General features: G+C 51.0%; 26 protein-coding genes. 10 read left to right on the plus strand and 16 right to left on the minus strand.

The features are described 5' to 3' along the window. Positions 1–184 precede the first annotated feature (184 nt). On the plus strand, positions 185–829 hold the full coding sequence (locus tag ACO0LL_RS28290; RefSeq protein ID WP_422954165.1) for a TetR/AcrR family transcriptional regulator: 645 nt from the start codon (positions 185–187) through the stop codon (positions 827–829). A 96-nt stretch (positions 830–925) separates the two neighbouring features. Next, on the plus strand, positions 926–1,339 hold the full coding sequence (locus tag ACO0LL_RS28295) for a hypothetical protein (protein WP_422954166.1): 414 nt from the start codon (positions 926–928) through the stop codon (positions 1,337–1,339). Between the two features lie 213 nt (positions 1,340–1,552). Here ACO0LL_RS28295 and ACO0LL_RS28300 read toward each other — a convergent pair whose 3' ends face one another. Continuing rightward, the gene (locus ACO0LL_RS28300) at positions 1,553–2,296 is read right to left on the minus strand and encodes a polysaccharide deacetylase family protein (protein WP_422954167.1); all 744 of its coding nucleotides are present in this window, start codon (positions 2,294–2,296) and stop codon (positions 1,553–1,555) included. Between the two features lie 623 nt (positions 2,297–2,919). Here ACO0LL_RS28300 and ACO0LL_RS28305 point away from each other — a divergent pair. Continuing rightward, entirely contained in the window at positions 2,920–3,249 is a 330-nt protein-coding gene (locus ACO0LL_RS28305) for a hypothetical protein (RefSeq protein ID WP_422954168.1), read from the plus strand. A 52-nt stretch (positions 3,250–3,301) separates the two neighbouring features. On the opposite strand, the gene ACO0LL_RS28310 is transcribed toward ACO0LL_RS28305, so the two are convergent. After that, positions 3,302–4,732 carry a hypothetical protein gene (locus ACO0LL_RS28310; RefSeq protein ID WP_422954169.1) on the minus strand — a complete coding sequence of 477 codons (1,431 nt, stop codon included), beginning with the start codon at positions 4,730–4,732 and terminating at the stop codon, positions 3,302–3,304. 700 nt (positions 4,733–5,432) lie between these two features. On the opposite strand from ACO0LL_RS28310, the gene ACO0LL_RS28315 reads away from it, so the two are divergent. Next, complete coding sequence (locus ACO0LL_RS28315; RefSeq protein WP_422954170.1) at positions 5,433–5,810, plus strand: hypothetical protein; 378 nt, start codon at positions 5,433–5,435, stop codon at positions 5,808–5,810. Positions 5,811–5,874: 64 nt separating this feature from the next. Here ACO0LL_RS28315 and ACO0LL_RS28320 read toward each other — a convergent pair whose 3' ends face one another. From ACO0LL_RS28320 to ACO0LL_RS28335, 4 genes are all read right to left on the minus strand, one after another. Next, positions 5,875–6,234, minus strand: a complete 360-nt coding sequence (locus ACO0LL_RS28320) for a hypothetical protein (protein WP_162042638.1) — start codon at positions 6,232–6,234, stop codon at positions 5,875–5,877. Between the two features lie 308 nt (positions 6,235–6,542). Beyond that, positions 6,543–7,622, minus strand: a complete 1,080-nt coding sequence (gene rsgA, locus ACO0LL_RS28325; RefSeq protein ID WP_422954171.1) for a ribosome small subunit-dependent GTPase A — start codon at positions 7,620–7,622, stop codon at positions 6,543–6,545. Positions 7,623–8,044: 422 nt separating this feature from the next. After that, positions 8,045–10,225: a DUF4214 domain-containing protein gene (locus ACO0LL_RS28330; protein WP_422954172.1), complete on the minus strand. Its 2,181-nt coding sequence runs from the start codon at positions 10,223–10,225 to the stop codon at positions 8,045–8,047. Between the two features lie 218 nt (positions 10,226–10,443). Beyond that, positions 10,444–11,208: an SDR family oxidoreductase gene (locus ACO0LL_RS28335; RefSeq protein WP_422954173.1), complete on the minus strand. Its 765-nt coding sequence runs from the start codon at positions 11,206–11,208 to the stop codon at positions 10,444–10,446. 243 nt (positions 11,209–11,451) lie between these two features. On the opposite strand from ACO0LL_RS28335, the gene ACO0LL_RS28340 reads away from it, so the two are divergent. The 3 genes from ACO0LL_RS28340 (at position 11,452) to ACO0LL_RS28350 (ending at position 14,797) form a co-directional block, all read left to right on the plus strand. Continuing rightward, on the plus strand, positions 11,452–11,925 hold the full coding sequence (locus tag ACO0LL_RS28340) for a hypothetical protein (protein WP_422954174.1): 474 nt from the start codon (positions 11,452–11,454) through the stop codon (positions 11,923–11,925). A 280-nt stretch (positions 11,926–12,205) separates the two neighbouring features. Next, on the plus strand, positions 12,206–13,561 hold the full coding sequence (locus ACO0LL_RS28345) for a glycosyl hydrolase family 18 protein (RefSeq protein WP_422954175.1): 1,356 nt from the start codon (positions 12,206–12,208) through the stop codon (positions 13,559–13,561). A gap of 363 nt (positions 13,562–13,924) precedes the next feature. Beyond that, positions 13,925–14,797 (plus strand): hypothetical protein, encoded by an 873-nt coding sequence (locus ACO0LL_RS28350; protein ID WP_422954176.1) that lies wholly within the window; start codon positions 13,925–13,927, stop codon positions 14,795–14,797. 348 nt (positions 14,798–15,145) lie between these two features. On the opposite strand, the gene eutC is transcribed toward ACO0LL_RS28350, so the two are convergent. From eutC to eat, 3 genes are read right to left on the minus strand one after another with little or no spacing between them, the layout of a single operon-like run. Then, positions 15,146–15,943, minus strand: coding sequence for an ethanolamine ammonia-lyase subunit EutC (gene eutC, locus ACO0LL_RS28355; protein WP_422954177.1), 798 nt, complete (start codon positions 15,941–15,943; stop codon positions 15,146–15,148). Next, positions 15,940–17,367, minus strand: a complete 1,428-nt coding sequence (locus ACO0LL_RS28360; protein WP_422954178.1) for an ethanolamine ammonia-lyase subunit EutB — start codon at positions 17,365–17,367, stop codon at positions 15,940–15,942. Before ACO0LL_RS28360 ends, eutC begins: the two co-directional genes overlap by 4 nt. Next, positions 17,364–18,779, minus strand: coding sequence for an ethanolamine permease (gene eat / locus ACO0LL_RS28365; RefSeq protein ID WP_422954179.1), 1,416 nt, complete (start codon positions 18,777–18,779; stop codon positions 17,364–17,366). Before eat ends, ACO0LL_RS28360 begins: the two co-directional genes overlap by 4 nt. A gap of 181 nt (positions 18,780–18,960) precedes the next feature. Between eat and ACO0LL_RS28370 the strand changes: the two genes are divergently transcribed. Together ACO0LL_RS28370 and ACO0LL_RS28375 are read left to right on the plus strand one after the other, a co-directional pair. Then, positions 18,961–19,368, plus strand: coding sequence for a hypothetical protein (locus tag ACO0LL_RS28370; RefSeq protein WP_422954180.1), 408 nt, complete (start codon positions 18,961–18,963; stop codon positions 19,366–19,368). Positions 19,369–19,819: 451 nt separating this feature from the next. Then, positions 19,820–20,320 carry a hypothetical protein gene (locus ACO0LL_RS28375; protein WP_422954181.1) on the plus strand — a complete coding sequence of 167 codons (501 nt, stop codon included), beginning with the start codon at positions 19,820–19,822 and terminating at the stop codon, positions 20,318–20,320. A gap of 105 nt (positions 20,321–20,425) precedes the next feature. On the opposite strand, the gene ACO0LL_RS28380 is transcribed toward ACO0LL_RS28375, so the two are convergent. The 6 genes from ACO0LL_RS28380 to ACO0LL_RS28405 all read right to left on the minus strand — a co-directional run bounded on the left by ACO0LL_RS28380 (position 20,426) and on the right by ACO0LL_RS28405 (position 22,849). Beyond that, positions 20,426–20,632: a hypothetical protein gene (locus ACO0LL_RS28380; RefSeq protein WP_422954182.1), complete on the minus strand. Its 207-nt coding sequence runs from the start codon at positions 20,630–20,632 to the stop codon at positions 20,426–20,428. Then, on the minus strand, positions 20,622–21,233 hold the full coding sequence (locus tag ACO0LL_RS28385) for an RNA polymerase sigma factor (protein ID WP_422954183.1): 612 nt from the start codon (positions 21,231–21,233) through the stop codon (positions 20,622–20,624). The genes ACO0LL_RS28380 and ACO0LL_RS28385 overlap by 11 nt, the downstream gene beginning before the upstream one ends. Before the next feature lie 161 nt (positions 21,234–21,394). Next, positions 21,395–21,604: a YgaP family membrane protein gene (locus ACO0LL_RS28390; protein ID WP_422954184.1), complete on the minus strand. Its 210-nt coding sequence runs from the start codon at positions 21,602–21,604 to the stop codon at positions 21,395–21,397. Between the two features lie 86 nt (positions 21,605–21,690). Next, positions 21,691–22,032 (minus strand): low molecular weight protein tyrosine phosphatase family protein, encoded by a 342-nt coding sequence (locus ACO0LL_RS28395; protein ID WP_422954185.1) that lies wholly within the window; start codon positions 22,030–22,032, stop codon positions 21,691–21,693. A 91-nt stretch (positions 22,033–22,123) separates the two neighbouring features. Then, a complete protein-coding gene (locus ACO0LL_RS28400; protein WP_422954186.1) occupies positions 22,124–22,483 on the minus strand; it encodes a hypothetical protein in 360 nt (119 codons plus the stop codon). A gap of 15 nt (positions 22,484–22,498) precedes the next feature. After that, positions 22,499–22,849 carry a hypothetical protein gene (locus ACO0LL_RS28405; RefSeq protein ID WP_422954187.1) on the minus strand — a complete coding sequence of 117 codons (351 nt, stop codon included), beginning with the start codon at positions 22,847–22,849 and terminating at the stop codon, positions 22,499–22,501. A gap of 247 nt (positions 22,850–23,096) precedes the next feature. Between ACO0LL_RS28405 and ACO0LL_RS28410 the strand changes: the two genes are divergently transcribed. Beyond that, on the plus strand, positions 23,097–23,543 hold the full coding sequence (locus ACO0LL_RS28410) for a hypothetical protein (protein ID WP_422954188.1): 447 nt from the start codon (positions 23,097–23,099) through the stop codon (positions 23,541–23,543). A 9-nt stretch (positions 23,544–23,552) separates the two neighbouring features. On the opposite strand, the gene ACO0LL_RS28415 is transcribed toward ACO0LL_RS28410, so the two are convergent. Continuing rightward, positions 23,553–24,347, minus strand: a complete 795-nt coding sequence (locus ACO0LL_RS28415; RefSeq protein ID WP_422954189.1) for a hypothetical protein — start codon at positions 24,345–24,347, stop codon at positions 23,553–23,555. Positions 24,348–24,611: the final 264 nt, after the last annotated feature.

Here is a 24,611-nt window from a genome sequence, read left to right on the forward strand (position 1 = left end):
TGAAGTGTATAAGAAAAACCTTTAATTAGAATAATATTCTAAAATAGAATTAAATTCTGTTTAAGAATAATATTCTAGAACATTTTTCGGTGTCAAGCGGTTTACTCCCGGGCGAGCTGCGGTATCATCGACATTAAACGGTCACGCTCATTTACCTTCTTACTCATTTTCAGGCAGCATAGACTTGGCAACAGCAGACGTACTCGAACGCAATTACCCCGGCAGGCGTGCGCAGTTAAAGCGCGATATCCTGCTGGGCGCACTCGCCTGTTTTAATGAACACGGCCTGGACCTGACCACGATAGAAATCATCAAGCAGCATTGCGACACCAGTGTCGGCAATATCTATCACCACTTTGGCAGCAAAGAAGGCCTGGTGGCAGCACTGTTCTTCAGCGCGCTCGAAGACCAGGCACGCCTGCTGGCAGACTACCTGGGCAAAGCCCAGACCGCGCAAGAAGGCGTGGCCGCCATCGTCTGCGCCTACGTCGATTGGGTGACTGAGCAGCCAGAGCTGGCACGCTTCCAGTACCAGGCACGCGCAGCAATTGCCAAAGGGCCGCAGGCCGATGAACTGGCAAGCCGTAATCGCGCCCGCAATAAAAACATGCACGCCTGGTGGGCCGCACCCGGCAGGCGTGATTTGATCAAGCACATACCAGATGATTTGCTGCCATCGCTGCTGATAGGCCAGGCAGAAAACTATTGCCGCGCCTGGTTGTCAGGCCGGGTAAATACCTCACCCAAAAAATACCGTGAGCACCTGACGCAGGCGGCGTGGAATTCTTTGGCGCCTGCAGTTTCTCTAGATGCGACGAACGCAGCGTAATTGTACAAATCGCATAAATACAAGTGCGAGGATTGCTCGAAGTTGAAGGTGGGCTGGCTATAGCTCTGTGAGAGTGCAATTTGAAAAAATATATCCATGAATATACCATCATCAAAATTACTTTCTTTACTGGGGAAAAATCACAATGATCCAGATGTCCTGCAAGCCATCGGAGATAATCATCTTCTGGATATGTATGATGATCCACCTTATTGTCGTTATATAGGATCGAAACAGCAAGGAATAGACTTACTTTTTGAAGAGCAGATTTTGGTCGATGTTCAATTCTTTATTCAGAAGACCAGGCTCTATTCGGCATTTTTAGGTGTGCTGCCTTTTGGGATAAAAAATGGCATGTCGCAACTGCAGGTACATGAATTGCTCGGGATGCCTGATAAATTTCATCAGTCTGATAGTCGATATTTTATGCGAGAAGATAAGCTTCAGGTCGTGCTTGCATTTGACAGTGATGGTATTGTGAGCTATCTGGGTGTCGCGCTTCCTATGTAGTTTTGTAGAGTGCGTTAACGCGCTCTGCGGATAAGAAAAATCTTAAAGTATTTCAGCCTCGCAGGGTGCGTTTCAACGCACCATTTATTTCGCAATCTCTAAAGCGGAAAAGTTGGTCGATGTCCGTTTTAATTTGCGTAGAATCGGTGCGTTGAAACGCACCCTACAAAAGCCTCTGATTCTCTGCCTCAGAAGACGAAGGCTGAAACCACTTCAATTCGCTAAAGCCAGACTACGCTTCGCGTTCTGCTGCTTCTGCAAATCCACCCTCTGCAGCTCTACCTGATCCAGTCGTACAAACACAAAGCCCTGTTTCAATGTCTCTTCCAGTGCCACTGCCAAACCTTCCGCAGAGTCAGAGGCTGGCTTGTTCATGTGGGCTATGATGACGTCACCTGCCTGCAGGCGTTTGAATTGTTTGATGATGGCGTGCTTGCGCAGGGTCGCGCCCTGGTCGGCGTTCAGGGAGAAACCGGCGATCTTGTAACCCATGCGCTTGATTTCGTCCATGGCTTGCGGGTCATATTTGGCACTGGCACCGCGGTACCATTGCGGTGTCGTGCCCATGGCGCTGGTGATGGCTTTGGCACCTTCGGTGACTTCACGTTGCAGGCTGGCGATGTCGGGTTCACCGGCCATGCCATAGACTTTTTTGCCTGGGCCTATGATGGCGGGGATGTGTTTTTCACCGTGGTCTTCAACGTCAAACAAATCAAGATTAGCCTTGATGATGGCAACGCCTTGTGGGTTTTTGTCCAGCCATTTTTTGGTCACAAAGATGGTGGTGGGTATGCGCTTGCGTATCAAAAAATCGAGCAACTCAGCATCAAACTTGCCCGAGCATGCATCCAGTGTCAGCGCTATTTTTTTGCTTGTGATGGCGGGCGTAGCGATGCGGGTATGCACTTCAACAGGCATGGCCTGCAATGCCGGCGTCACCAGGGCGATGCTGAGCAAGCTTGCCAACAACGGAAGCTGGGGTAAATAGCAGGGTAAATAGCAAGATAAATTAGCGCGGCAAAATGTCATGTCAAATAAGCTTAATTATTCTATAAGCCGCGAGTATAAGCAGTTACAGGTCAGATGCAGCTTTAATTACATTTGGTAAAACCCGGTGGAAATGAAACTGTGTGTGTCAGCGTACAGACTTGCGCGGCTGGGGTGTTTAGAATGTCTTCACGTTGCAAAGAACTGTATCACCTGGCAGATAAGCCAGGGAGCAGGGATAAGCACTGCATACATAACATGTCATCCTGGGATATAGATTCACTTTACAGATAGTAAGGGCGTTTATTCCGGCTTGGGTGACTTTAAAAGAACCTGCCACTGGCAGGTTTTTTTTCGTTCTGCTTTATTGCTACTTTAGTGCCTACATCCGTGCCTGCATTGTTGCCTACACTCATGCCAGTGCCGGTGCTCATGAGGTAGTCATGAAGATACTCATTAAGATAGATAAGTGACGGCTTCAAGGCAGGGCAGCGGACATGCATATGAGCTTGGCTTGCATTGCCTGTTTGACAAAGCAATTGATATGTCTTAGGGTAGTGCTTCTTTATTTCTTTGTGATGACACGATCAAAAATGAAATCCACATTCGTCTTGCTCAGTATGCTGGCAGCCTTGTCGGCAAATATCCCCGCCGTTGCAGCACCCGATACCAATAGCAGCAGCGTCAAGATAGACGGCGATACCAAAGTCTCGACCATCGATGGCGTGGCAGGCATTGCAAATGAAAGCGGCAATATCCTTGAACTCAAGGATGGTGAGCTCAGCCTCAATGGTACCGTTGTCTATAAAAAGAAGGGCGTGCTGAAAGTGCGGCTGGTGCACAATGGGGCGACATTCAGCCTGACTGTCGATGGCAAGAACGTGCCGCTGCCAAATATCAAACCGGCACCTGCATTGACTTGATAGCAGGTCAGCACGGGTTTGCCATCAAGTCAACTCAAGTGCTGGGTCTGTGTTACTGCTCTTGCCTGGGCATGCCCGGGCAAGTCTCAGGCATCTTGCGTCGTTTGAAGAAATTGACCAGCGCCTGATTCTCGGCGCTGACTGCACGTGCATACAGTGCATGGCCATTGCTATTGTCAATGTCGTCGCCCCTGTTGCTGGCATCCGGGCAGATAAAATCGCGCAACTGTTGATCGTTAAGACGGTCAAGCACGTCCAATACCGCCGGTGATGTCTGGGCATATACGTCGATGAGATCGCGGCCAGCGCGGTTAAGCTCGCGCATATTGTTGCTGCTTTTGATCAGGTAGGCCAGTAACCCGGCACCGCCATCTTTGGCCGCTGCCAGGCCGCCTTTAAGCGGCAGCTTCTGTGCCAGTGATGCCGCCTCCTTGCTATTCATTTCACGCAGGTGTGACTGTATGCGTTTCTGGTCTGCTTCGCTGTACGCTATTGGCCCCGCATCGGCATAGCCAAATCTTTGCAGGGTCCAGATTTGCTGTGGCGACAGCATGCTATCGTTCTCAGGGATGGCGTAAGGATCGACACCTGCATCCAGGGCAAACAGGACAAGATCGACCTTGCCACTTTCCATGGCGATAGTCAGCAGCGAACGGTCATTCGCGACGATTTTCATATCCACGCCATGCGCCTGCAAATAGCGCAAAACAGTCAACAGGTGGTCTGTGTCTGTGATTTGCTCATCGTTCAGAATATCCCACCATGCTGGCGCGACTTTGCTTGTATCGGGGACATAAGCATATTTGGGCGAAGTGCAGGCGAGCGACAGCTTTTGCTCGACAAATACATCCAGCAAAACGGTATTCATGCTCTGCAAGACCGGTGACAGGTAAGTGCAATAGGCACGCCCCTCCTTGTCATTGATCACCGCATCCTGCAACAGGATGCGCAATGCCTGCGCATCGGCCTGCGGCAGCACACATTCATTCAAGGCGCGTAACTTGTTTTCTATCTGATGCCTGCCCGAGGCCAGTTCTGATTGCAGCAATTCATGATTACCCTCACAGGCATTGATGCGCAAGAAATTATGCTGCCAGACGTCTTCTTCTACACTGGCGATGTGCGCCGCATCCTGTTCTTGCTGGTACTGCTTGATTTCATGCGCAATGTAACCCATGCCCATGCTGCCCGCCATGCACAGCGGGAAAACCAGCACAGGCGTCGCCAGCATGGCGAGCAAACGCGGCAATAAACTGATCTTCAATTTGACCAGCACCACGACCATGGCAATCAGGCTGACTATCGCACTGCCAATGGCTGCATAGATCAGTTCTTCGAGATTGGATGTGGGTGAAAAAGCAAAGGCCGGGCTGGTGAACGAGAAACAGAATACTGTGAAAAACAGGCGGCTCAGCTGGCCTGTGCACTGCTTGCCGCATGAAGAAATTAAACTGGTCGTATTGCAGGTTTTTGTATTGCTCAAGATATTGTCCGCAGTTTTGTACGTATTTGCATGTGGCATAAGTAAGGAAGCTTGATGGCGATGCGACTATAGCATGCGGCTTGCTCATGACGATGCTTTGCGTCTTGACATATACCTCTGTATGCATACCGCCTGCCGTGCGGGATGACGGCACTTTAGTCAACGTTCTCTAGCCTTATGTTCTCAGGCAAATGCAGCATGAGTCAGTGTAAGATGCGTTTAATTCCAATACACAGATAAATCAATGAATATTGTCGCGCTAGGCGTTTCCATGCCTTTGTCCAGGTTCATGACGGACCTGTTCCCCATTTTTGCTTTCCTGTCTTTGCCATCTTTGCTTGTGGTTGTTTTGCTGCAAATTATTATCTTTGCGCAAGCAGGGGCGTTTTCTGATTCCAGGCGAAATTGGATTGCGCCTTCGATTATCCTGACGGTGGTAACTGCCTTATTTTTGCGCCTCGTTTTTTACATGTTTTTTGCAGACAAGTCCTTGTTATCTCCATATTTACGCTATGGTAGTTTCCTGACTCTCCATGTCTTGTTATCTTCAGCACTTGCTGGTTTCTTGTTTACCCGGCTGGTTTTGGGCAGGACGCGTGAATATCAGCCATTGAGGGATGTGTCTGAGCTTATGCGAAACCTGGCATTAAGTTGCTTGCTGATGTTGTTGCCAGGGGCACTGTATTTGATCGTAATGTGTTTGCACTGGCTCCCAATCAAACCATGGCTCATCAGTTTTTATACCATCTTCGATAAAGCCCATGCGCCTTTATATTTTATTGCTTTCCCGGCTTTTATCTGGCATCTGAACATCCTCAAGCATCTGGTAGAAGTCGCCAAAAAGAGCAAATTGCTGTGGGTGGGTTCTGGCATCATTTACTGGTCTTTGCCAACATTTTATTATGCAATGATGGCGTATCTGTTCTCTATCGGCCGCTATCACATGGGGCTTGATTACAGGTTGATATTAGTTGTGATGGCTATCTGCGTGATAGGCAGTATGAGCGTCGTGCGCAGCGTACGCCGGATGGTGCGTGAACAATTGCGGTATGAGGAATTTCTCAGGGAAAGCGAATAAGCTTAAAAATAAAATGCAGGGCGTGCCATGTTCGCCCTGCATTTTATCAAGTTTGAGTCTTGCCTCAGGCAGTAAAACTATGGATGAGCTCAATCTCGCCAACGATATTGGCATTCATGAGTTCCACATCTTCTGCCGGTATCCACCACTCGGTATGTATGGCACCACCAACGGTCTGGACGGGGTAGTTGTCCATGAAGCTCTTGCTGACCTCAAAGCGCGTGACATAGCCAGAGCCGCTTGCTGGCACATTCCAGTCCCTGGCAATCTGTATTGCGTATTCCACATTGGTCACCGGGTAAAAGATAGGTTGCTCAGGCAGGCGGGGCGGCCATTTTTTGTTGCCGCTGTCGCGCACCAGTGCCAGCTCTTCAGGGCCTGTAGGGCGGTAGAGTGTGACGGTGGTGATGTTGTGCGTAGTCATGATGCGCTTGGTTTGAGCTTGTAATGCTCACACTATAAATTACTTATTTTTATATTGCAACTAACTTGGTTGCAAATTTTATTTAAGATGCGATGCCGGGATGGCAAAGCCATTCAAGCGTTGCAGACCGCATCTCACAATTTACAGGATTTGCAGGCTGCAATAACGCTGCTGGAGTGCCAGTCAGTGGTCTCCAGCTTGCGTCACAACACTTTGCGTCACTCTTGCATCATGGACAGCACGTATCCAAAACGTATCCAAAACGCATCCCAATCGTATTCCAATCGCATCTCAGGCCTATCGCAAACTTAGCTCCGCTTCATCCTGTCTTTCTCCTTCACTGAGCGCATCAAGACCTTCCATTTTGATCTGGCTGCTATCCGTTCCAGCGGGGTTTGCTGGTGGCGGCGGGTTTCGCGTTGCAGTTTCTGGAAGTTGCTGAGCCTGTCTGCATCAATGGCATCGCGCACGGCGCAGCCGGGCTCACTCTGGTGGCTGCAGTCGCGGAACTGGCACTCTGCGGCCAGTGCGCCGATATCGGCAAAGCTGGCGCTGAGTTCCTGCTCGTCGAGATTGAGTTGTAGAGTGCGCAGGCCGGGGGTGTCGATGATGCAGGCACCGCTGGGGCACAGGTGCAGCGAGCGTGCGGTGGTGGTGTGCTGGCCACGGCCATCGCTGGTGCGCACCGCACCGGTATCTTGTGCGCTGCTTGCCAGGGTATTGGTCAGCGTCGATTTTCCTGCGCCGGATGAACCGAGCAAGATCAGAGTCTGGCCTGCCACCATCCACGGTGCCAGCAAGTCTGCAGTCGCGCCGCTCTGGCCGTTGACGGCAAGCACAGGCACACTGGCAGACAGGCGTTGTTCTACCTCGGCCAGGCGCGCCTGCGCATCTTCGTGCACATCGGCCTTGGTCAGCACAATGACGGGGGCGACCCCGGCGGCCTGCACCAGTGCCAGGTAACGTTCCAGCCTGCGCAGCTTGAAGTCGCTGTCCAGGCCCATGACGAGCAGGGCGGTATCGACATTGCTGGCCAGTGCTTGCAAACGCCCTTCATTATTGCGGCGTGCCAGATGCGTGAGTGGCGGCATGCGGGCGATGAATCTATAGTCAGCGCCGATATCGCCGCTATTGCTCAACAGGCCCCAGTCCCCAACGGCCAGGTTGCTGTCATCTGCCGCCAGCTCATGCAAGAGGCGCGGCAGGGCACGCACCTGCATGCTCTGGCTGCCATTGTGAACGACCAGGCTGTCGCGGTGTACTTCGGTAATACGTGCCATTTGCAGGCTGGCATCGTCGTCATTATCTGCTGCCAGTGCGTGCAACTGGTTGGCGATAGCCGGTGTCAGGCCGATCAGGCGCAGGGATGCGAAATCAAAATTGATCATGATAAGTGTGTCTGTCCATATTCATGGGCGTGCATCGTTTTTGGATGCACTGAACCATCCCGCAGGCACGGCAAATAAGAAAAAAGCCGGGGCGAGCAGGAACGAAAAAAGAAAATGGAAGTCGGCGCGCGATCAGACGCACAAGCAGACGCACAAGCAGACGCGATTTTAGGCACGCATCAGCACACTAGCGATAAATTTTTTAAGACGCCAAGAAAAGATGTGTGCGGCGATAAAGGCAGCGATGTGAGCAGATCAGGCAGCCGACAAGAGGGCAATATCCGTGGTTCTCATGATGTTGTCTCCTGTGGTGGTTGATGGAAGCTGTAGTGTGCCAGTAGTAGGCGGGGGCGTCAAGTGTACGTGCAGGCACCTGGCAAAAGAGTGTAGGGACAAGCATGTCCCTGCATCTCTACTATCTGTCAATACGCGTAATCGACAATATCTGCTGCACCAAACTGGCTGGCACCAAGCAGTTTGACAATGACATCTGTGCCCGCAACAGTATTGGCGATTGTAGAAGTGTGTTCATACAGATAAGTACCTGCGGCCTCGCCACTGCCGATTGTGATCAGGTATGCCTGCCCTGCAGTTGCCGATAGTGCCTGTCCGGCTGCGGCCGCGCTGCTGGCAATATTGCTGGCGAGGCTGGCAAAGTCAGAACTGTTGATACTGATTTTACTCAGTGATGTCGCCGCTGTACCTGTGGCGAATTTATCGTTGCCAGTGACATTGAAATTGCTAATGGTGCACAGCGCAGTCTTGATGGTTTCTACTGTCGAATATTTAATCTCCATCTTGTCATTTCCGCCGCCCGTCCTGGCAAGCTTGATATTGGTTGGCGTGGAACTGCTGGTCGTCAAGTTAAAATTACCAGTCTTGCCTTCTGTCTCCAGCACATTCACCAGTGCACCGTTGCCCGTTATAAATATGCTGGAACCCGGTTGATAGACATTTACTGTCGTTGAGCTGTGCGTTGAGTAAGCACCCAGGAACAGCATGCCAGTGCCACCAAGATTGACGGTGACTGCCCCGGTTCCCAGGAACTCGTAAAAGCCCACAGAATTGGTACCGGCCGTGGTCAGGCTGATGTCACCAGTTGCGCCAAATTCATAAAAATACGCCTTGGGCTTGCTGCCCGCGCCCGTGATGTCAAAACTACCGGCACCAGAGAATTTGATCGTGCCACCGCCGCCATTGCTCACGTCAAGTTTGGTAGGCACGGAGCTGTAGATAGTGTGGTCTTCGGTGTTAATCTCCTTGACCGTCAGTGTGCCACCTTTGTCGGAAAGGTCGATGCTGGAAAACTGACTGTTTTCTATCGTAAATTTGCTGTTGCCGTACAGCGTCAGCCCATATGCCTTGACGCCGGTGATACTCACATTTTGTCCGCCCTTCGCAGCGATAGTGACATTTTTGCTGCTGGACAGGTTGATGGCCAGATCGCGCGACGGGGTGACGTCCAGGCTGGTGTCGTCGGTTCCGCGCACGATGATCTTGTTGAGGCCTATCATGTTGACACGATCCAGTTTGAAACCACTGCTGTCAGACAGTTCCAGTGTATGGTCGCCCGTACCGGTATTGCTGAAATTGAAGCTCGCCCCTTTGAGGTTGGCACTGCTGCTTTTGACGATAGAGTTAGCCTGCGCTGCAGCCTGGGTGACACTCTGGTTGATGCCGCCCAGCGTGACTGTCGATGTACCGCTCTGGTTATTCAGGTTCACAGTCTGGCCAGACAGATTGCCAAGCACGATATTGTCACCGCCACTGATGCGGTTGGCATTGATCACCGTGAAACTGTTGAGGAAATCATTGCCCGCATTGCTGGTGTCCGCACCCGCTTGCAGGTTCAGTGTCTGCACGGCGCTAACAACTGCACCGCTGTGCGAGACTGGCGTAAAAAAGCTGTTGACATTGAGCGCCACTGCTGCGCCGTTGCCTGTCAGCCTGGTATTCGATGCCAGCAACTGGCTATCGTCTGCGCTGAAATAAAAGTCCCCAGTCTTGCTACCTGTATTGTTCTGGCTCGCCAGCACAGGTGCGAGGACTGCGTTTGCCAGTTTGTCGTTACCGTAGGCTGCGTTCGACGTTAATTTTTCAGTGATGCTGACCAGGCTGTTGATGGCATCAATACCGCTGGAGATATCAACCACAGGGGCCAGCCAGTTCTTTGCTGTGTTGAATGCCGCGCCACCGAGGTTATAGGCATAATCTGCCAAAGGATCAGCGACCAGTTTTTTGGTGAATGCAATTGCCGCTGCATTCTTGGATTGCACCGCCATCTGGTCTGCACCTGTGGCACCGTTCAAAATCGCAATCGCTGCTGCCCCTATGCTGACCTTGCCGGATTTGATCTGGCCACTCCAGTACGCCAAGCCATCAGTGTCAGCCTTGTGGTTGAACAGGTTGTTGTACAGGGCATTAATGGTTTGTTCTGCCGTGAACCCGGCAAAGGCACTCGCATATTCCTTTTGTTCAGAAAAACTCTGCGCGATCTGCAAGAGACTCAGGCTGACATCCTTCCAGTAAGCGAGGCCAGCCTTGTCGGCAGGGCGGTTGAAATAAGCGATGTACAAATTCTGAATCTCGACTTCGGTAGCCATGTAAAAACCTTGTTGCTGAGCGGGAGTGGGGCAATGCCTTGCCAAAAGAGTCAGCATCATCGCAAAAAAACAGGAACTTGTATATATGCAAATGCAAGCAAGGTGAGTAGGGTGCGTAGGGTGCGCCGCGCGCACCGTTACAGGTATCAGTAAAATTAAAAAACGGTGCGCACGGCGCACCCTACCAGTGGAATGTCAGTACACGTAAGGAACCCGCCTCAAGTCCTGTTCACCGACACCCCGCCATCCACCAGCATCGCGGTACCAGTCATGAATGACGATGCATCCGATGCCAGGAATAATGCTGCCTGCGCAATTTCTTCCGGCTGTGCCAGACGCTTTAAGGCATGCAGTAGGGCGACCTGGGCCATGGCCTCTGGCGTGTGATTCATTTGATGTGCCATCGGTGTCTCTGTGCCGCCAGGCAAGATCGCATTCACGCGTATGCCTTGCGCACCAAATTCTGTTGCCAGTGCTTGCGTCAAGCCATTCAACCCCGCCTTGCTGGCGGCATAGGCGGCTACACCAGGAAAACCCACTGTATGACAGACAAAGCTAGATGTAAAAATCAGGCTGCCGCCACCGCGTTTGAGCATTGCAGGTATCTGATATTTCGCGCCAAAAAATGCACTGTTCAGATTGGTGTCCAGCGTGTCTTGCCAGCCTGCGGCAGACACTTGTGGTGTTGCCCCCATTTCACCCATGGTGCCTGCATTATTGAAGGCAATGTCGAGGCCGCTAAATTCTTGTACGGCAAATTCAACCAGGGTTTGCGCATAGGCTTCCTGCCTGACATCGCCCGCGATGCCTGCAGCACGGCCACCCGCCTGCCGTATCTGTGTTACCAGACTATCCAGCTCAGGCTGCCGCCGCGCAGCAACAATCACGCTTGCCCCTGCGCTGGCAAACAGCAAGGCCGCAGCCCGCCCTATGCCTGAGCTTGCCCCGGTGATGATGGCGACTTTATTGTTCAGTTCTATCATGCTCTTCCTCTTTAAGGTGTCTATATGGTGTTGGACAAGAGCAGGCAGTATTGATGTTCAGACCTGGACAGTCTCGCCAGAAACGGACTGGGGATTTTTTGAGGAATGGGCTACCAGTATATTCTGCGGCTTTCGCACGCTAATTGAGCATGCGCGTAGTTTATACTTGAGGCGATATCGCGACTGCGTTTCTGAAGATCGCGCTACAAGAACCACACGGATAAAACTTGTAAAGGCTACAGATTGAATGGGCTACTAGAATTTTTGCTGGAATCAGTTCCTGTAAATCAGCTTGCATCTTTGATGTCCAGGCTCGCTATCGATATTTCTAATGTGCGAAACTTTGAGCAAAATGGTCTTGGAGAACTTGAATTTCAAAACGTCTTTAGTCAAAGCTTTTGGGCGCAGATATTCAAAGGCGAAAACTACAGCAGCTTTTTCTTAAATCTTCATGAAATGAAGATTGATCAGCAAATGCTGAAAAATCCAAGCATGCAGATTATCTATGGCGAAAATGCTTTTGATGTAGTCATACTTTTATCCACCAAAGACTGCAAGGACGCAGGCCTGGTGTTGGCCTCAGACTTTTTTGTCTGGTTGAAAGACCTCGCCCATACTTTTGGCGCACTTGACTATTGTGGTGGACTGGAGCCCGCCTTTGACGCAGCAACTCAGTTGTTCTCATCAAAAGGCTTGGGGCCTATAGATCATATTTAAAAAGCAAAAAAACTGGTAATAAATTGTTTTTTTGATATAATAAAAATGTTAACTTTTCAGCAATCTCCGATGCTGCTCCTGGTATAGGAATTGATACCGGAAAAGTTAACGTCAATCCGCTTTTTAGCGCGATTGCAAAGCCCACCCAGTCCGATTTCTTTATGAAGATATGCAGATGGCATGAGGTTTCGCGCCGACTTTATGGCCTTTACGGCCATCATGCTGATGGCTGCATATTGAGGATAGGCAAACTATCACATCAATCCAAAGGAGTATCAACATGGCAGACCTGGCAAATGGCATCAATGCGTGGATCTATCTGAACGAAGATGAACCACCCGGCACCAACTACAACAGCACAAACAGTTGCTTTCAAACACTCATCAGCAATAAAACCTATAACAGCGCCAACTTTCTCGGCATCGCTTTTTTTGCCGTCACCCCGGCCGTAAATGGTGACACCATAGAAATTGGCAGTTCAACGCATGAAGGCGGGCTCAGCAATCAGGATTATCTGAATTCTGTGCTGCATGATGCGCGCCAGGTCAACCCCGGCATCAAGTTTTTGGCGACGATGGTGTATTCAGGCGCCAATACCCTGGCTGCGATTTTTTCCAAGACAGGTGATCCGCAAACGCAGGCAACACAATTTGCCAATAATCTTGTCAGCTATCTGCAAGGCAATGGCATGAATGGCCTTGATATAGACTGGGAAGGCGATGTCTCTGACGACATGACCCAGGACCAGTTCAATATACTGTTTTCCAAGATACGCCAGGTGTTTGATGAGCAACCTGTCAAATATTTCCTGTCATTTACACCTGCTTGGCCGACTGATTCCATCGACTATCCCACGGTTAACAGCGCCTTCGATTTTGTCTCGCCGCAATTCTACGACGGCACTCCTTTATCCAGCTTCATCAATGCCGGTATTTCGCCGTCCGTGATCGGTTATGGCGCGCAGTTTGAACCAGGTAATTCAGCACCTAACGCCAGCGCACAACAGGTATGGAATGCTGTTTCCACAGGCTTTAACAGCGGTGGCAAGCAGTACAATTATCAGGATGTGTTCATGTGGCGCCTGAACTCTGGCAACTTCCAGTTCGAGCAGGCACAATTCATGATCCTTGATCAGCTCGCTAATCCGCCTGTTGGCAATGCCTTTGACGACACCGCGATTATCGCAGCAGCGGGCAACCCGAATATCACGCAAGTAACAGTGCGCTCCGGCGATGTGCTCAACGCCATACAGTCCGTCAATACCGGCACCGGCCCTTACAACATCGGTACTCAGAACAAGGAAACCGGCATCTTCACCACTTTGCAGCACGGTGGCAATAGTGGAACCAGCCAGGTTGCCAACATCCCGTATAACGATCCGATAGTGTCCGTCTCTGGCTATACAGGTACATGGTTTGGCTGGCAGTGCGTCCTGCAACTGACCCTGACCGGAAAAAGCGGCACCACTTATGGCCCCTACGGCAGCATGGCCCACGCCAGTTCCCGCACTCCTTTCACGCAATCGGCCTCGTCCGGACAAAGCGTGGTCGCTTTCAAAGGCAGCACTGTAACGGTTCCCCTGGCGGATGGCAGCCAGACGGCGATCATTGCTAGTCTGAATGCGGTTTTTGCCTGAGTGATTTTTTGCCGGGCCTGCACTGAGACTGTGTGGGTCTGGTGAATTTTAAAGAATGCATATCATCCCGTTGATGACATGAGTTCTGGTAAACGTTCCTGAAAATATCCCTGATTGAGCGTAGATACGACTGTGCATCGTCATTGATAGTCGTGTCAGCGAAGTGTGGTAGTCCCACGTATCAACAATCGGTTTCTATACCTGACATTATCTTGCATGTAGGACACCGCCGACCCAATTTTGAGAATTCCGCCATTTAATTTGCTGTGCCGGATTGTTATCCTTCTCTTATTCGCGATGCACAAAAAAATATAAAAGTGCACGCACAATTTTTGAAGAACAATTGATCATCAGGAGCATTCCATGGCTGGATTTACACTAGAATTTATTTCACAATTCAAACAATTTAATTTGCGTACGCAGCTTGCAAAACCTGCCCGCGCAATGCTGCTCATGAGTTGCATGGCAGCAGCCGTATCTACAGCATCTGCGGCAGATACCACGGTATCGCCTGCGCTTGACCGTGCCAGCGTGTCGTTTGGCGCCATTAATGCCGATACCAGCTTTCAACTTGGCGTCAACACCACATCGGGCCGTTACGAAACCCCGTCTTATGATGGTGAAAGAGTGACCATACCCAGGATCAAGGCAGATTTTTTGCTGGGCCACAGCCAGGGTATTTCTTTTGATTATTATCGCTACGATAAATCTTATTCCTCCAGTCTCAACGGCAGCACGACCCTGAATGGTCAGCCATTGAACGGCACTGCTGCACTGGCGGCGGATGCGCGGCTGGAGATAGGCCAGGTGGCTTACCGTTGGTGGATGGGGCAGGGATCTGATGTGGTGGGTTTGGGACTTGGGGCAGCCTATTACCGGGCGACTGTGGGCGGCACGGTGACAGGCTCGGTAGCTGGCATAAGCAATGGTGGCGCAGATAGTTTTGAGCGTAGCACTTTTGCACCCTTGCTGGAGCTGGGCTGGCGCCATGCGTTCACACCAGCAACACGCATGTTCGTTGAGGCTTCTGGCGTGAAGAAAAATGGCGGCAGCATCAATGGCCATATCTATACGGCGACGATAGGTGCAGAGTGGTTCCCGGTAGAGAATATCGGTATCGTGGCAGACTACGGCATATCCAGAATCAGCCTCACACGTGACCTTGGCCGTGATGACAGTGCACAATTGAACCTGCGCCTGAATGGGCCGTCGCTGTATGTCAAAGCAAGGTTTTAAAAAACCGGGCTTGCTAGTGGTATGAGATATGGGGCATTCTTGCCCTCACATATGCAAAGCCAATTAGCTTATCCGGTCGCTTGAGTGGTGCGTTGTAACGCACCCTACTAAACTCAAGCGTAGCCTTGATGTAGGGTGCATTTCAATGCACCGTATGTGCGGGTAGTGTACGGCAATGTCAATTACCTGTGGATGCGGAAATCACATGCGGCGCATTATAATGCGCCCTACATTACGGCAGTTGCAATGGATGTTAAACAGCGGGTAGGGTGCGCCGTGCGCACCGCTTAATTTTCACATACAAATTATATAAGCTAAATAAGCGAGAAACGATGCGCATGGCGCACCCTACTTTTCCAGCAAAAAATTCGACACGCTTTGGCTGCCAAGCTGAACTGGCGTGTCTGTTTCATCCTTCAACGCCACACCTGTCAAGCCGCGCTTGCGTGCCTCAGTCAGCAAATAATGCAGCTTGTACGCTGCTGTATCGTAGCTAAGTCCATCGGGCCGTATGTTGGAGATGCAGTTGCGCGCAGCATCAGTCAAACCTGGTTGCGGTGCCCAGCTCAGGTAGGCTCCCATACTGTCGGGAGAACTCAGGCCAGGTCTTTCTCCTATCAAGACGAGTACCGCACGCGCATTCAGCAGCGCACCTGTTTCATCTCCTATCGCAACCCTGGCCTGGGTGGCGATGACGATGGGTGTCAGGCTCCAGTTGTCGGGCGTGAGTCTGGCCTGCAAACTTGCCAGCAAGGGCAGGGCATTTTGTGCGACGGCAGGGGCTGATAAACCATCGGCAATGACGATGGCGAGATCGCTAACCGGGGATGACAATTGGCCCAGATGCTGGCGTCCTGCTTCATTCAATCGGCGGCCCAGGTCTGGCCGCTGGAGATAGGTATGACGGTCATGCGCCGCGCTGTTGACATGCATGCTCGCATATCCAGCAGCTTGCAAAGCCTGCGCCAGTGCAGCGACATCCAGCGCCTGATGCACGGCATCACGAGCCTGTGCATGGGCGAGCTGGAAGGCCAGTTGCGCACCGGTCGGTACGCTGACGCCAGCACGGCCCAGGGCAATGCGCGCCTGGGTGAACTGGCGCAGGGCTTGCCATGGGTTGGCATGGACAGGAGGCTTGGTGCTCATGTCAGTCTTTTGAGTGCAGGTGCAAAACCCTGCGGCAGGGCATCATGTAATTGTAATTGCTCATCGTGCTTATTGTCGCGCTTATTGTCGTGCTTGTATATCTCCATCTGCTTGAGCCAGGCTTCAAATTCAGGTGCTGCACGCAAGCCCAGCACACGCCGCAAATACAGTGCATCGTGAAAAGACGTGCTCTGGTAATTGAGCATGATGTCGTCCGACCCCGGCACGCCCATGATGAAATTGCAGCCTGCGGTGGCGAGGGAAGTCAGCAGGATATCCATGTCGTCCTGGTCTGCCTCGGCATGATTGGTGTAGCAGACATCGCAACCCATGGGCAGGCCCAGCAGCTTGGCGCAGAAATGGTCTTCGAGACCTGCGCGTATGATTTGCTTACCATCGTAAAGATATTCAGGCCCGATGAAGCCGACGACAGAATTTACCAGCAGCGGTTGGAATTTGCGTGCGACTGCATAGGCACGTGCCTCGCAGGTTTGCTGGTCCATGCCATGATGGGCATTGGCTGACAAGGCACTGCCCTGGCCGGTTTCAAAGTACATGACATTCTGGCCCACAGTGCCTCGCCCCAGTGACAGGGCGGCACTGCGTGCTTCAGCCAGCAAGGCGAGGTTGATGCCAAAGCTGCTATTGGCTGCCTCTGTGCCTGCGATGGACTGGAACACCAGATCGACCGGCGCACCACGTTCGATTGCCGCCATGGTATTGGTCACATGTGTGAGCGCGCAAGATTGAGTAGGTATCGCATATTGTTCTATGATGGCGTCCAGCATGTGCAGCAGCTTGATGACTTGTGGCACATTGTCACTTGCGGGGTTGATGCCTATTACAGCATCACCGCTGCCATACAATAAGCCGTCGAGTATGCTGGCGGCGATGCCTGTCGTATCGTCCGTAGGGTGGTTAGGTTGCAGGCGCGTGGCGATGCGATTTTCCAGACCCAGGGTATTGCGAAATGAGGTGACCACGCGACATTTCTTGGCCACCAAAATCAAATCCTGCACGCGCATGAGCTTGCTGACGGCGGCCGCCATTTCTGGTGTTATGCCAGGTGCCAGCGCCGTCAGCGTTGCAGTATCTGCTGCATCAGACAATAACCAGTTACGAAAATCTCCCACGCTCAAGTGATTGATGCTGGCAAAGGCAGTGGCATCATGTTCATCGATGATGAGGCGGGTGACTTCATCGTTCTCGTAAGGTACCAGTGCTTCATTGAGAAAGGTTTTCAGCGGCAGTTCTGCCAGACACATTTGCGCCACCACGCGTTCTTCCGCAGTGCTTGCGGCGACACCTGCCAGCAAATCGCCAGAACGTAGCGGTGTGGCCTTGGCCAGCAAGTCTTTAAGGTCGCGGAACTGGTAAGTGCGCGTGCCGACGATATGGCTGAATTGGGCAGGCCTTATGCTCATCTTGTTGCGGTTTCCGTGGTCATGGGATTACTGTCTGCTTCATCCTGTAAGGGTAAACGCTTGCCCACTGTCATCGCATGATAGATATAAGCCAGCAGCATGAACAGGCAAAAAATCCCGAATATCAGCAGATTGTAATAGATCATGGTTGCCATGCAGATGCAGGCACTGATCAGCGCAAACGCTGGTGAGTATGGATAAAACGGCGCACGGAATGGCCGCACGATATCCGGCTCTGTGCGACGCAGTTTGAACAGGGCCAGCATGCTGACGATATACATCAACAGCGCGCCAAACACACTCATGGTCAGTATATTCGCCGTCAGGCTTTGACCACCTATCTTGATCAGTTCATCACTATAAATTGCAGCGATTCCAATGGCACCACCTGCCAGAATTGCGCGATGCGGTGTCTTGAAACGCGGGTGGATTTTGGCAAAAAAATGCGGCAGATAATTCTCACGCGCCAGTGCAAAAATCTGCCTTGAATAACCAAGTATGATGCCGTGGAAAGATGCGATCAAACCAAACAGGCCCAGCCACACCAGCATATGCAGCCAGTTGCTGTTATTGCCGACTATCAGCTTCATCGCTTGCGGCAATGGGTCATTGATATTCGACAGCTTGGTCCAGTCACCCACGCCACCGGCAAACACCATGACACCTATCGCCAGCACCACCAGGGTGATGATGCCACCTATGTAGGCAATGGGTATCGAGCGTTGCGGGTTGCGCGATTCTTCTGCCGCCATCGCCACACCCTCTATCGCCAGAAAAAACCAGATCGCAAACGGAATAGCCGCAAACATGCCGGGCAGCGATGCGATGCTGAAATGATCTTGTCCGGCCCAGCCACCCTTGGTGAAATTGCTCATGCTAAAACCCGGAGACACCACGCCCATGAACACCAGCAATTCAAAGATCGCCAGCAGCGTGACGGCCAGCTCAAAATTTGCGGCGATCTGTATGCCCAGAATATTCAGTGTCATGAACACCAGATAAGCCCCCACCGCCGCCGTCTTGGGATTGATTTCAGGAAATTGCACATTCAGGTAGGCACCTATTGCCAGCGCAATGGCCGGCGGTGCAAATACAAATTCGATGAGAGTCGCAGCCCCGGCAAAGAAGCCACCGAGAGGGCCAAAAGCCCGCCTGCTATACGCAAACGGCCCACCCGCATGCGGTATCGCCGTAGTCATTTCAGTGAAGCTGAAGATAAAGCTGGTGTACATCGCCGCAATGAACAGCGCCGTCACCGTAAAACCCAAGGTCCCGGCAGAAGCCCAGCCATAACTCCAGCCAAAATATTCACCAGAGATGACCAGCCCCACCGCAATGCCCCACAACTGTAAACTACCCAGCGTAGGTTTCAACTGCGCAGTCGTGCCGGAGCTTGCCTGATCTGGGGTCATGGATAGCCTCACTGTGGGGTAGGAGTGAGTCAAGTATCCATGATTCAGGGAGTTATCACAAGTGCCAGAATTAGGTTGGAAGGGAGGTTCTAATTCGTATATTCTGTGTACCAAGACAAGTTATTGTTACGCTCAACTTATATTGCAATTATTAGCTATCACAAAAAAACGAGGCCCCGTCATGAGTTCGAATGGACATCTATATATAGCAGAGGCATTTTCCTATGCAAATTTGCGTGACTTCATTCTTGAACGTGGGGGCTGGGAGGCCCAGTCGAATTCAAAAGATGAGGTAGAGTTCTTTTTGCCATTTCCAGAAGGAGATGCTCACGCTTTCATGGATTTGATCTACAAGGAAGAGATATGGGATGATAGTTGTATAGTTTATCTACAAAAAATTCAAGAAAAATTAGGCACAAAGCCAAAAGCAAGCATATTTTTTGATTTTGGCCGAGATACAATTCCACAATCTTATTATGAACTGGCTTATGATTTTTGCCGTAAATGGCATGCGATCTTTGAAAATCCTGTTGAACAGCTATTTTCTTGTGAACAGCTTAAAGAGAAATTGAAATTAGTAGATGTGTGATTGCTTCTGAATACTTTCCTGCTCATTCACTGTAACACTTGCACTCAATGTGTAGGTTGGGCTAGGCTTTACCAGCCCAACACTCGACATTTAAATAACGTATACGTCTGTTGAGGCCGAGTGTTGGGCTGATACCCCGTAGCCCAACCTACGAGAAGCCCAACCTACAGGAAATCCAACTTACGGTTAGCTCTTCTTCCTCCGCTCATAAATCGTCTCAATCAAACCCATCAGCCAGCACATGGGACACCCGCGCATCAGTAAGAATGCAGACTTCGTAGGTTTGTCTACGCTTCACCAGCCCAACACTCGGCCTCAACAGACGTTAAGGCTATTGAAATGCTGACAGTTGGACTGAGGCAATTGCACATGGTTAGCTCATCGGATAACATGCCATGCGCTGCACTGGCAATTTCAATTCGATGATTTTGAGTTTATAAAGGATCACTCAATGCAAGTCGTCCAAAGGCAACAAGAACTATTTGACGCAATCAGGAAGGAAAATATTCCTTTGGATATTTTTGCTATTTGGGACGAGATTTTGCCCGATGAAATTAAACATATATGTCAATCACCTGATACTCTGTTCAGTGCTTTCGTTAAGTATCCCGACGCATTTCCGTGTGCAGATGAATTCCTGATACTGTGGCAGACAAATGGCGATTCCATTACTGCTTACCTGAGAGCGCAGAAAATTTATGTGCGCTGGCATGTGGAAGACGGGCCGTTGGAATCTGAATTTGAAATTTTAGGACGATCTTATCAGCAGTTGATTGCCAGACTTCTTGCGCACAAAATATCGCGTGGAATAGATAGGAGAGTCCTTGAAGATATTTCTGCGTTCTTCAGATTCGAATATCTTCAGGAGCTCACCAATTATGTGCAAACCAGTTCAGACTGGGAGGGCGATGGTTCTACGACCTTTATCGCATCTATAGAAGCACAGAAATAGAGTAGGGGGTTAAATAATGTATATGTTTGTTGAGGCCCAGTGTTGGGCTGATACCCCATAGCCCAACCTACGAGAAGCCCAACCTACAGGAAATCCAACCTACGGTTAGCTCTTCTTCCGCCTCTCATAAATCGTCTCAATCAAACCCATCATCCAGCACATGGGGCAGCCGCGCATCAGTAAGAATGCAGCAATCAGGGCCAGGCCTGACCAGATCATGCCAAAAGGTTCAAGCGAGAAAGCGGCGACCACCAGGGCCAACGCACCAAGACCGCGCAGCAAATGCACCCTCACAGATGTGCTACAAAACATGATTACCTCCATCAGGTTCAGCAACTCCGGTAACTCCGGCAGCGTTGGCAACCTCTGGTGCACCATCCTTGAGCCAGTAACCGCTGTTCAGCAATTGCTCGCGCACCTGTGCACGGGCGCGGTGCAGGCGGCTTTTGACGGCTTCGAGGCTCAGGCCCAGTTGGGCGGCGACTTCGGGGGCGGTCAGTTCATGCACGTCACGCAGTATCAGCACTTCGCGGTAAGGGGGTGACAGCCTTTCCATCGCGCGTACCAGGTCCATGCGCAAGTCAGTCGGTACCATATTGGCCATGGGCATGTCGTGTTCATTGAGCTCATCCAGGGCTTCATGGTATTTCTTGACGCGGAACAGGCGGTAACACTCACGTTCAACGATGCGGAACATCCAGGTGGCAAAGGTCGCCGCACAGCGCAGCGCGCCTACCTTGCGGTACAGCGACCACAAGGCCATTTGCACCGCGTCTTCGGCATCCTCGGCATTTGAGCAGGTGCGGCGGGCAAAGCGCTTGAGATCGGGCTGGCAGACTTCCAGCAATGTGGCAATGGCTTTACCATCACCTTGCCGGGCGGCTTCCAGTAATTGAGGGCGGGACAGGCTCATCTCAGTTATCCAGGTATTTGCGCCCTGGCGGACTATAACAGTAGGAGATAGAAGTGAAAGACGCTTGCCCGGCGATCAGGACAAGGCGCAAAGCACAGTGATAGCAAGCTATCACGAGCATTTGCAACACAGTCATGATCGTCGCGCAAGTGGAAGGCACTCTATTTCCTACTGTTGTAGTTCGCCAGTATTGCGCAGGCGGGGCAAAAACCGACAAAGGCGGTCATGATCATGGTAACAGCGCTGGCGATGATAACCCAGTTCAGCATGCCGCCAACTTGACCACTGTATGCGAGCCAGAACAGCAACAGGCCGCTGATGATGCGCAGGGCGCGTTCCCAATGGGGCAGATTACGTTTGAAATGAAACATGGTGAACTCCTCTTTGTAATGAATGACATAGACCAAGAGTGTTCAGGTGCTTAAAAGGGTTCAGGTTTTTTTAAATATTTTAAAAATCAGTTTAAACCCAGGATGTCGCCTATAGCTTGTTGTAATTGTTCCACCAGTTCTGCATCCATGTACTTGTATTCGTCAGGAATATCCAGCACATGCACAGGCTTGTGTCCTATGAGGTTGCGGTAGCTGGCCATCAGGCGGGACTTGTGCTTTTCTTCCATCACAAAAATGACTTCTGCCCATTCTATGTCAGCGGCAGAGACCGGGTGGCGGGCATTCGGGCTGGTGCCGCCAGAGCGGGCGCGCACCATGGGGTGCTTGCGCCAGACCTGCTCGGCAGTCGGGCTGCGCCACTGGTTGCGGCTGCAGACGAAGAGGGCGTTGATGGGGGTGTCAGGCATGGGATGCTAAGAAAAGATGATGAATGTCATTGTAGTACAAGGCTGCGCTACCCTTGTGTTAAGGAGAATTTTTGCCGCCTTTGCCTCTGAGTCAGACTGGTTTTCGTGGCGGGCATTTAAAATTGATCGTGTCTTCATAAGTCGCGAAGCAGCATTTGCTTCCATACTGGCTAAATGAAAAGGCTGCGATTTTGTCCAAATCCAAAGGAAAATTTTTGGGTAATGGATGTGGTTCGACTGATTTGAAGAGATGGTCTTTGTTGAGATAGTCAACTTGCCTGATAGCGTATTCAGTGTCGTCTTCAGCAATTTCACGGGGAGCATAAATTTTATGGATACGTACTTTACCATCATTAAATTCGATTTCACCTACATACGCCAGGACGCCAGTCCAGCTACGGCAGAAATAAATCCTGGATTGGTAAAGGTAAATATCCCATTTTTCTTCCATAGCCTGTGACTTGAATCAGGCACCATCAGCAATTTCCCCGGCATACGCGTATTCAAGCGAGCATGGTATTTCCATGCAGTTGTCAGGAAGGAGTCCTATCAGCCTGTTACCAAAATCACCCCGCAGATTGAAGTAGGATTCTACGTTTTGCTGACTGGTGGTCGATCTCAGTGATTGTGTGTAGGCAAAGCAGTCGCAGCCTGCAATGCCAAATGGATTTCCCGGGTCTGTCGCATCCATCCATCGAGGTGCGAAAGACGTATTGTCCGGCTGCTGGGGGCTTAAGTCCCTGGGGGCAGCATCACTTTCTTTCTTGGCTGGCGTAATGTTTTTCTTCCACAGTCTGGATAAAATTTTTTCAAACATGGTTCTGCTTGTACCTGATATTGGTCAGTGAAGAATTATATGCTTAAAATCAAAGGGAACCCGAGCCAACTTGCCCTTCGCATCTGCATTCATGTATGGAACCGGGACGTATGCAATTTCTGTCTCCTGTCCTTAAAAAGAAGAAAAGCCCAGTGACAATCTGGCAGCCGCTCGGATACACTACGCGGTGCAATGCAATGCGCCCTGAGCAGGGTGTTTTCCCAAACATGACAACATCAGGATAATTATGGAAACTATGGGGCCGGTATTCGACATCAAGACTGAATACAGGGATAGCAGGAAAAGTGAAGCAGTAACGTTCACCGCTGCACATGCGCAGATTTGGGGCGAAATTGGCCTGGACAAGTATATCAAACAGCTTGGTGTCTGCCTTGTGATTTATTTGCTTACCCTCGGTATTTTTTGGTATTCGGTAGTGACAGGTAGGCCAGTCAATCCGCTAGTGAGCTTGTTTTTCATGCTCTTTGCTTCGTTTAATTTCATTTTCCTGACGACGAGGGCCTACAAGATTCAAGTTGCCCTCAAGAAGCATGGTTTTCAGAAGCAGGGCGGGTGGCATGTCGTAGTGGGCACGCTGCTCCTTAATCCGTTTTTTCTAGGCTGGTATATTTCATTGTCTGTGCTGATAAAGGCACTTTTGACACGCAGACGTGTAATGATCGCTGGACGGTGAAGCACTTGCTCAGTGCCTGAACATTTCGAGCTTGTCACCATTAACTTCTACGACGGTAGTGGACCAGCAGCCTGCCAGTGAACTCTTATGCTGACTTGCTGCGCTGGCTGGAGTACTTGCGGCATTGCTGGCAGCAGCATCCCCCTCATCATCATTATCATCTGCGCCATCGTTCTCACAGATGAGCCCATCCAGCCACAGTTGCAGACGACCATTTTTGTTGAGGCTGGTGACGGCACTGAGCTTGCTGCTTTCATACATGAACTTGAACTGTGTGATGTCTTTCAATTCCACGACGCCGGTCTTATCGACGGCCAGCATGATGCCGTAGTCGGTGTCGTACCAGCCTGGGTTACCGTCTTGGCCGGGCGATACCAGGTAATAGCAATCGCTGACCAGCAGCTTTTCGGCAACATCCTTCTTGAAATACACGCTTATTTTTTGACTCTCGCAATGCTGGTTTTTCAGCTGGGCCAGAGCTTGCTGGCGCTGGGCCGGGTTCAGGTATTGCGAGAGCAGGGCACGGTCTTCGAGTACGGCTATATCAAACTTTTCGGCTGTGGGGGCGGGCAGCATGCCGGGTTCATCCCTGACGCCTGGCAGTTTTGTCACAAGCGGTGCACTGGCTGCTGACTGCGCAGGGGCAGAAGCTGCGGCGCTGGCGATTGCATCAGCACTTGCGCTGGCACTCGCATTAGCATTAGCACCGGCCACAGGCCCATCCTGATGCCAGAACAGCCAGGCAAATACCGCCACCATGAGCGCGGCAGCGATGAAAATAAAACGCAATTGGGATTGATTCATACCGGCAAACACAAGCAATGACAGGACCCGCCAAATTATACGAGCAGCCCTGGCATTGCCAGTGTTTTTACCCAAGGTAACAAATGCGCCAGCTTGCGGCTCCGGCTCATTATCCCTGCGCCTGCCCCCGTCAGATTACTTAGAGGCTGTTGCGAAATTAAAACGACTGAAAAAAAGTGCTGTTAACTTTTCATGAGTAGTGTTAACTTTCTATCTTGTTTTGTCAGGGTGGAGAGCGATGCCAAAAGAACTGATAGATGACCA

Origin of the sequence: Undibacterium sp. TC4M20W, from assembly GCF_049340245.1 — a bacterium.
Classification (GTDB): domain Bacteria; phylum Pseudomonadota; class Gammaproteobacteria; order Burkholderiales; family Burkholderiaceae_D; genus Undibacterium.

Coding starts and splice junctions, on each gene's coding strand:
- ACO0LL_RS28295 (WP_422954166.1), top strand. CDS start 926: ATGAATATACCATCATCAAAATTACTTTCTTTACTGGGGAAAAATCAC.
- ACO0LL_RS28305 (WP_422954168.1), top strand. CDS start 2,920: ATGAAATCCACATTCGTCTTGCTCAGTATGCTGGCAGCCTTGTCGGCA.
- ACO0LL_RS28320 (WP_162042638.1), bottom strand. CDS start 6,234: ATGACTACGCACAACATCACCACCGTCACACTCTACCGCCCTACAGGC.
- rsgA (WP_422954171.1), bottom strand. CDS start 7,622: ATGATCAATTTTGATTTCGCATCCCTGCGCCTGATCGGCCTGACACCG.
- ACO0LL_RS28330 (WP_422954172.1), bottom strand. CDS start 10,225: ATGGCTACCGAAGTCGAGATTCAGAATTTGTACATCGCTTATTTCAAC.
- ACO0LL_RS28335 (WP_422954173.1), bottom strand. CDS start 11,208: ATGATAGAACTGAACAATAAAGTCGCCATCATCACCGGGGCAAGCTCA.
- ACO0LL_RS28345 (WP_422954175.1), top strand. CDS start 12,206: ATGGCAGACCTGGCAAATGGCATCAATGCGTGGATCTATCTGAACGAA.
- ACO0LL_RS28350 (WP_422954176.1), top strand. CDS start 13,925: ATGGCTGGATTTACACTAGAATTTATTTCACAATTCAAACAATTTAAT.
- eutC (WP_422954177.1), bottom strand. CDS start 15,943: ATGAGCACCAAGCCTCCTGTCCATGCCAACCCATGGCAAGCCCTGCGC.
- ACO0LL_RS28360 (WP_422954178.1), bottom strand. CDS start 17,367: ATGAGCATAAGGCCTGCCCAATTCAGCCATATCGTCGGCACGCGCACT.
- eat (WP_422954179.1), bottom strand. CDS start 18,779: ATGACCCCAGATCAGGCAAGCTCCGGCACGACTGCGCAGTTGAAACCT.
- ACO0LL_RS28370 (WP_422954180.1), top strand. CDS start 18,961: ATGAGTTCGAATGGACATCTATATATAGCAGAGGCATTTTCCTATGCA.
- ACO0LL_RS28375 (WP_422954181.1), top strand. CDS start 19,820: ATGCAAGTCGTCCAAAGGCAACAAGAACTATTTGACGCAATCAGGAAG.
- ACO0LL_RS28380 (WP_422954182.1), bottom strand. CDS start 20,632: ATGTTTTGTAGCACATCTGTGAGGGTGCATTTGCTGCGCGGTCTTGGT.
- ACO0LL_RS28385 (WP_422954183.1), bottom strand. CDS start 21,233: ATGAGCCTGTCCCGCCCTCAATTACTGGAAGCCGCCCGGCAAGGTGAT.
- ACO0LL_RS28390 (WP_422954184.1), bottom strand. CDS start 21,604: ATGTTTCATTTCAAACGTAATCTGCCCCATTGGGAACGCGCCCTGCGC.
- ACO0LL_RS28395 (WP_422954185.1), bottom strand. CDS start 22,032: ATGCCTGACACCCCCATCAACGCCCTCTTCGTCTGCAGCCGCAACCAG.
- ACO0LL_RS28400 (WP_422954186.1), bottom strand. CDS start 22,483: ATGGAAGAAAAATGGGATATTTACCTTTACCAATCCAGGATTTATTTC.
- ACO0LL_RS28405 (WP_422954187.1), bottom strand. CDS start 22,849: ATGTTTGAAAAAATTTTATCCAGACTGTGGAAGAAAAACATTACGCCA.
- ACO0LL_RS28410 (WP_422954188.1), top strand. CDS start 23,097: ATGGAAACTATGGGGCCGGTATTCGACATCAAGACTGAATACAGGGAT.
- ACO0LL_RS28415 (WP_422954189.1), bottom strand. CDS start 24,347: ATGAATCAATCCCAATTGCGTTTTATTTTCATCGCTGCCGCGCTCATG.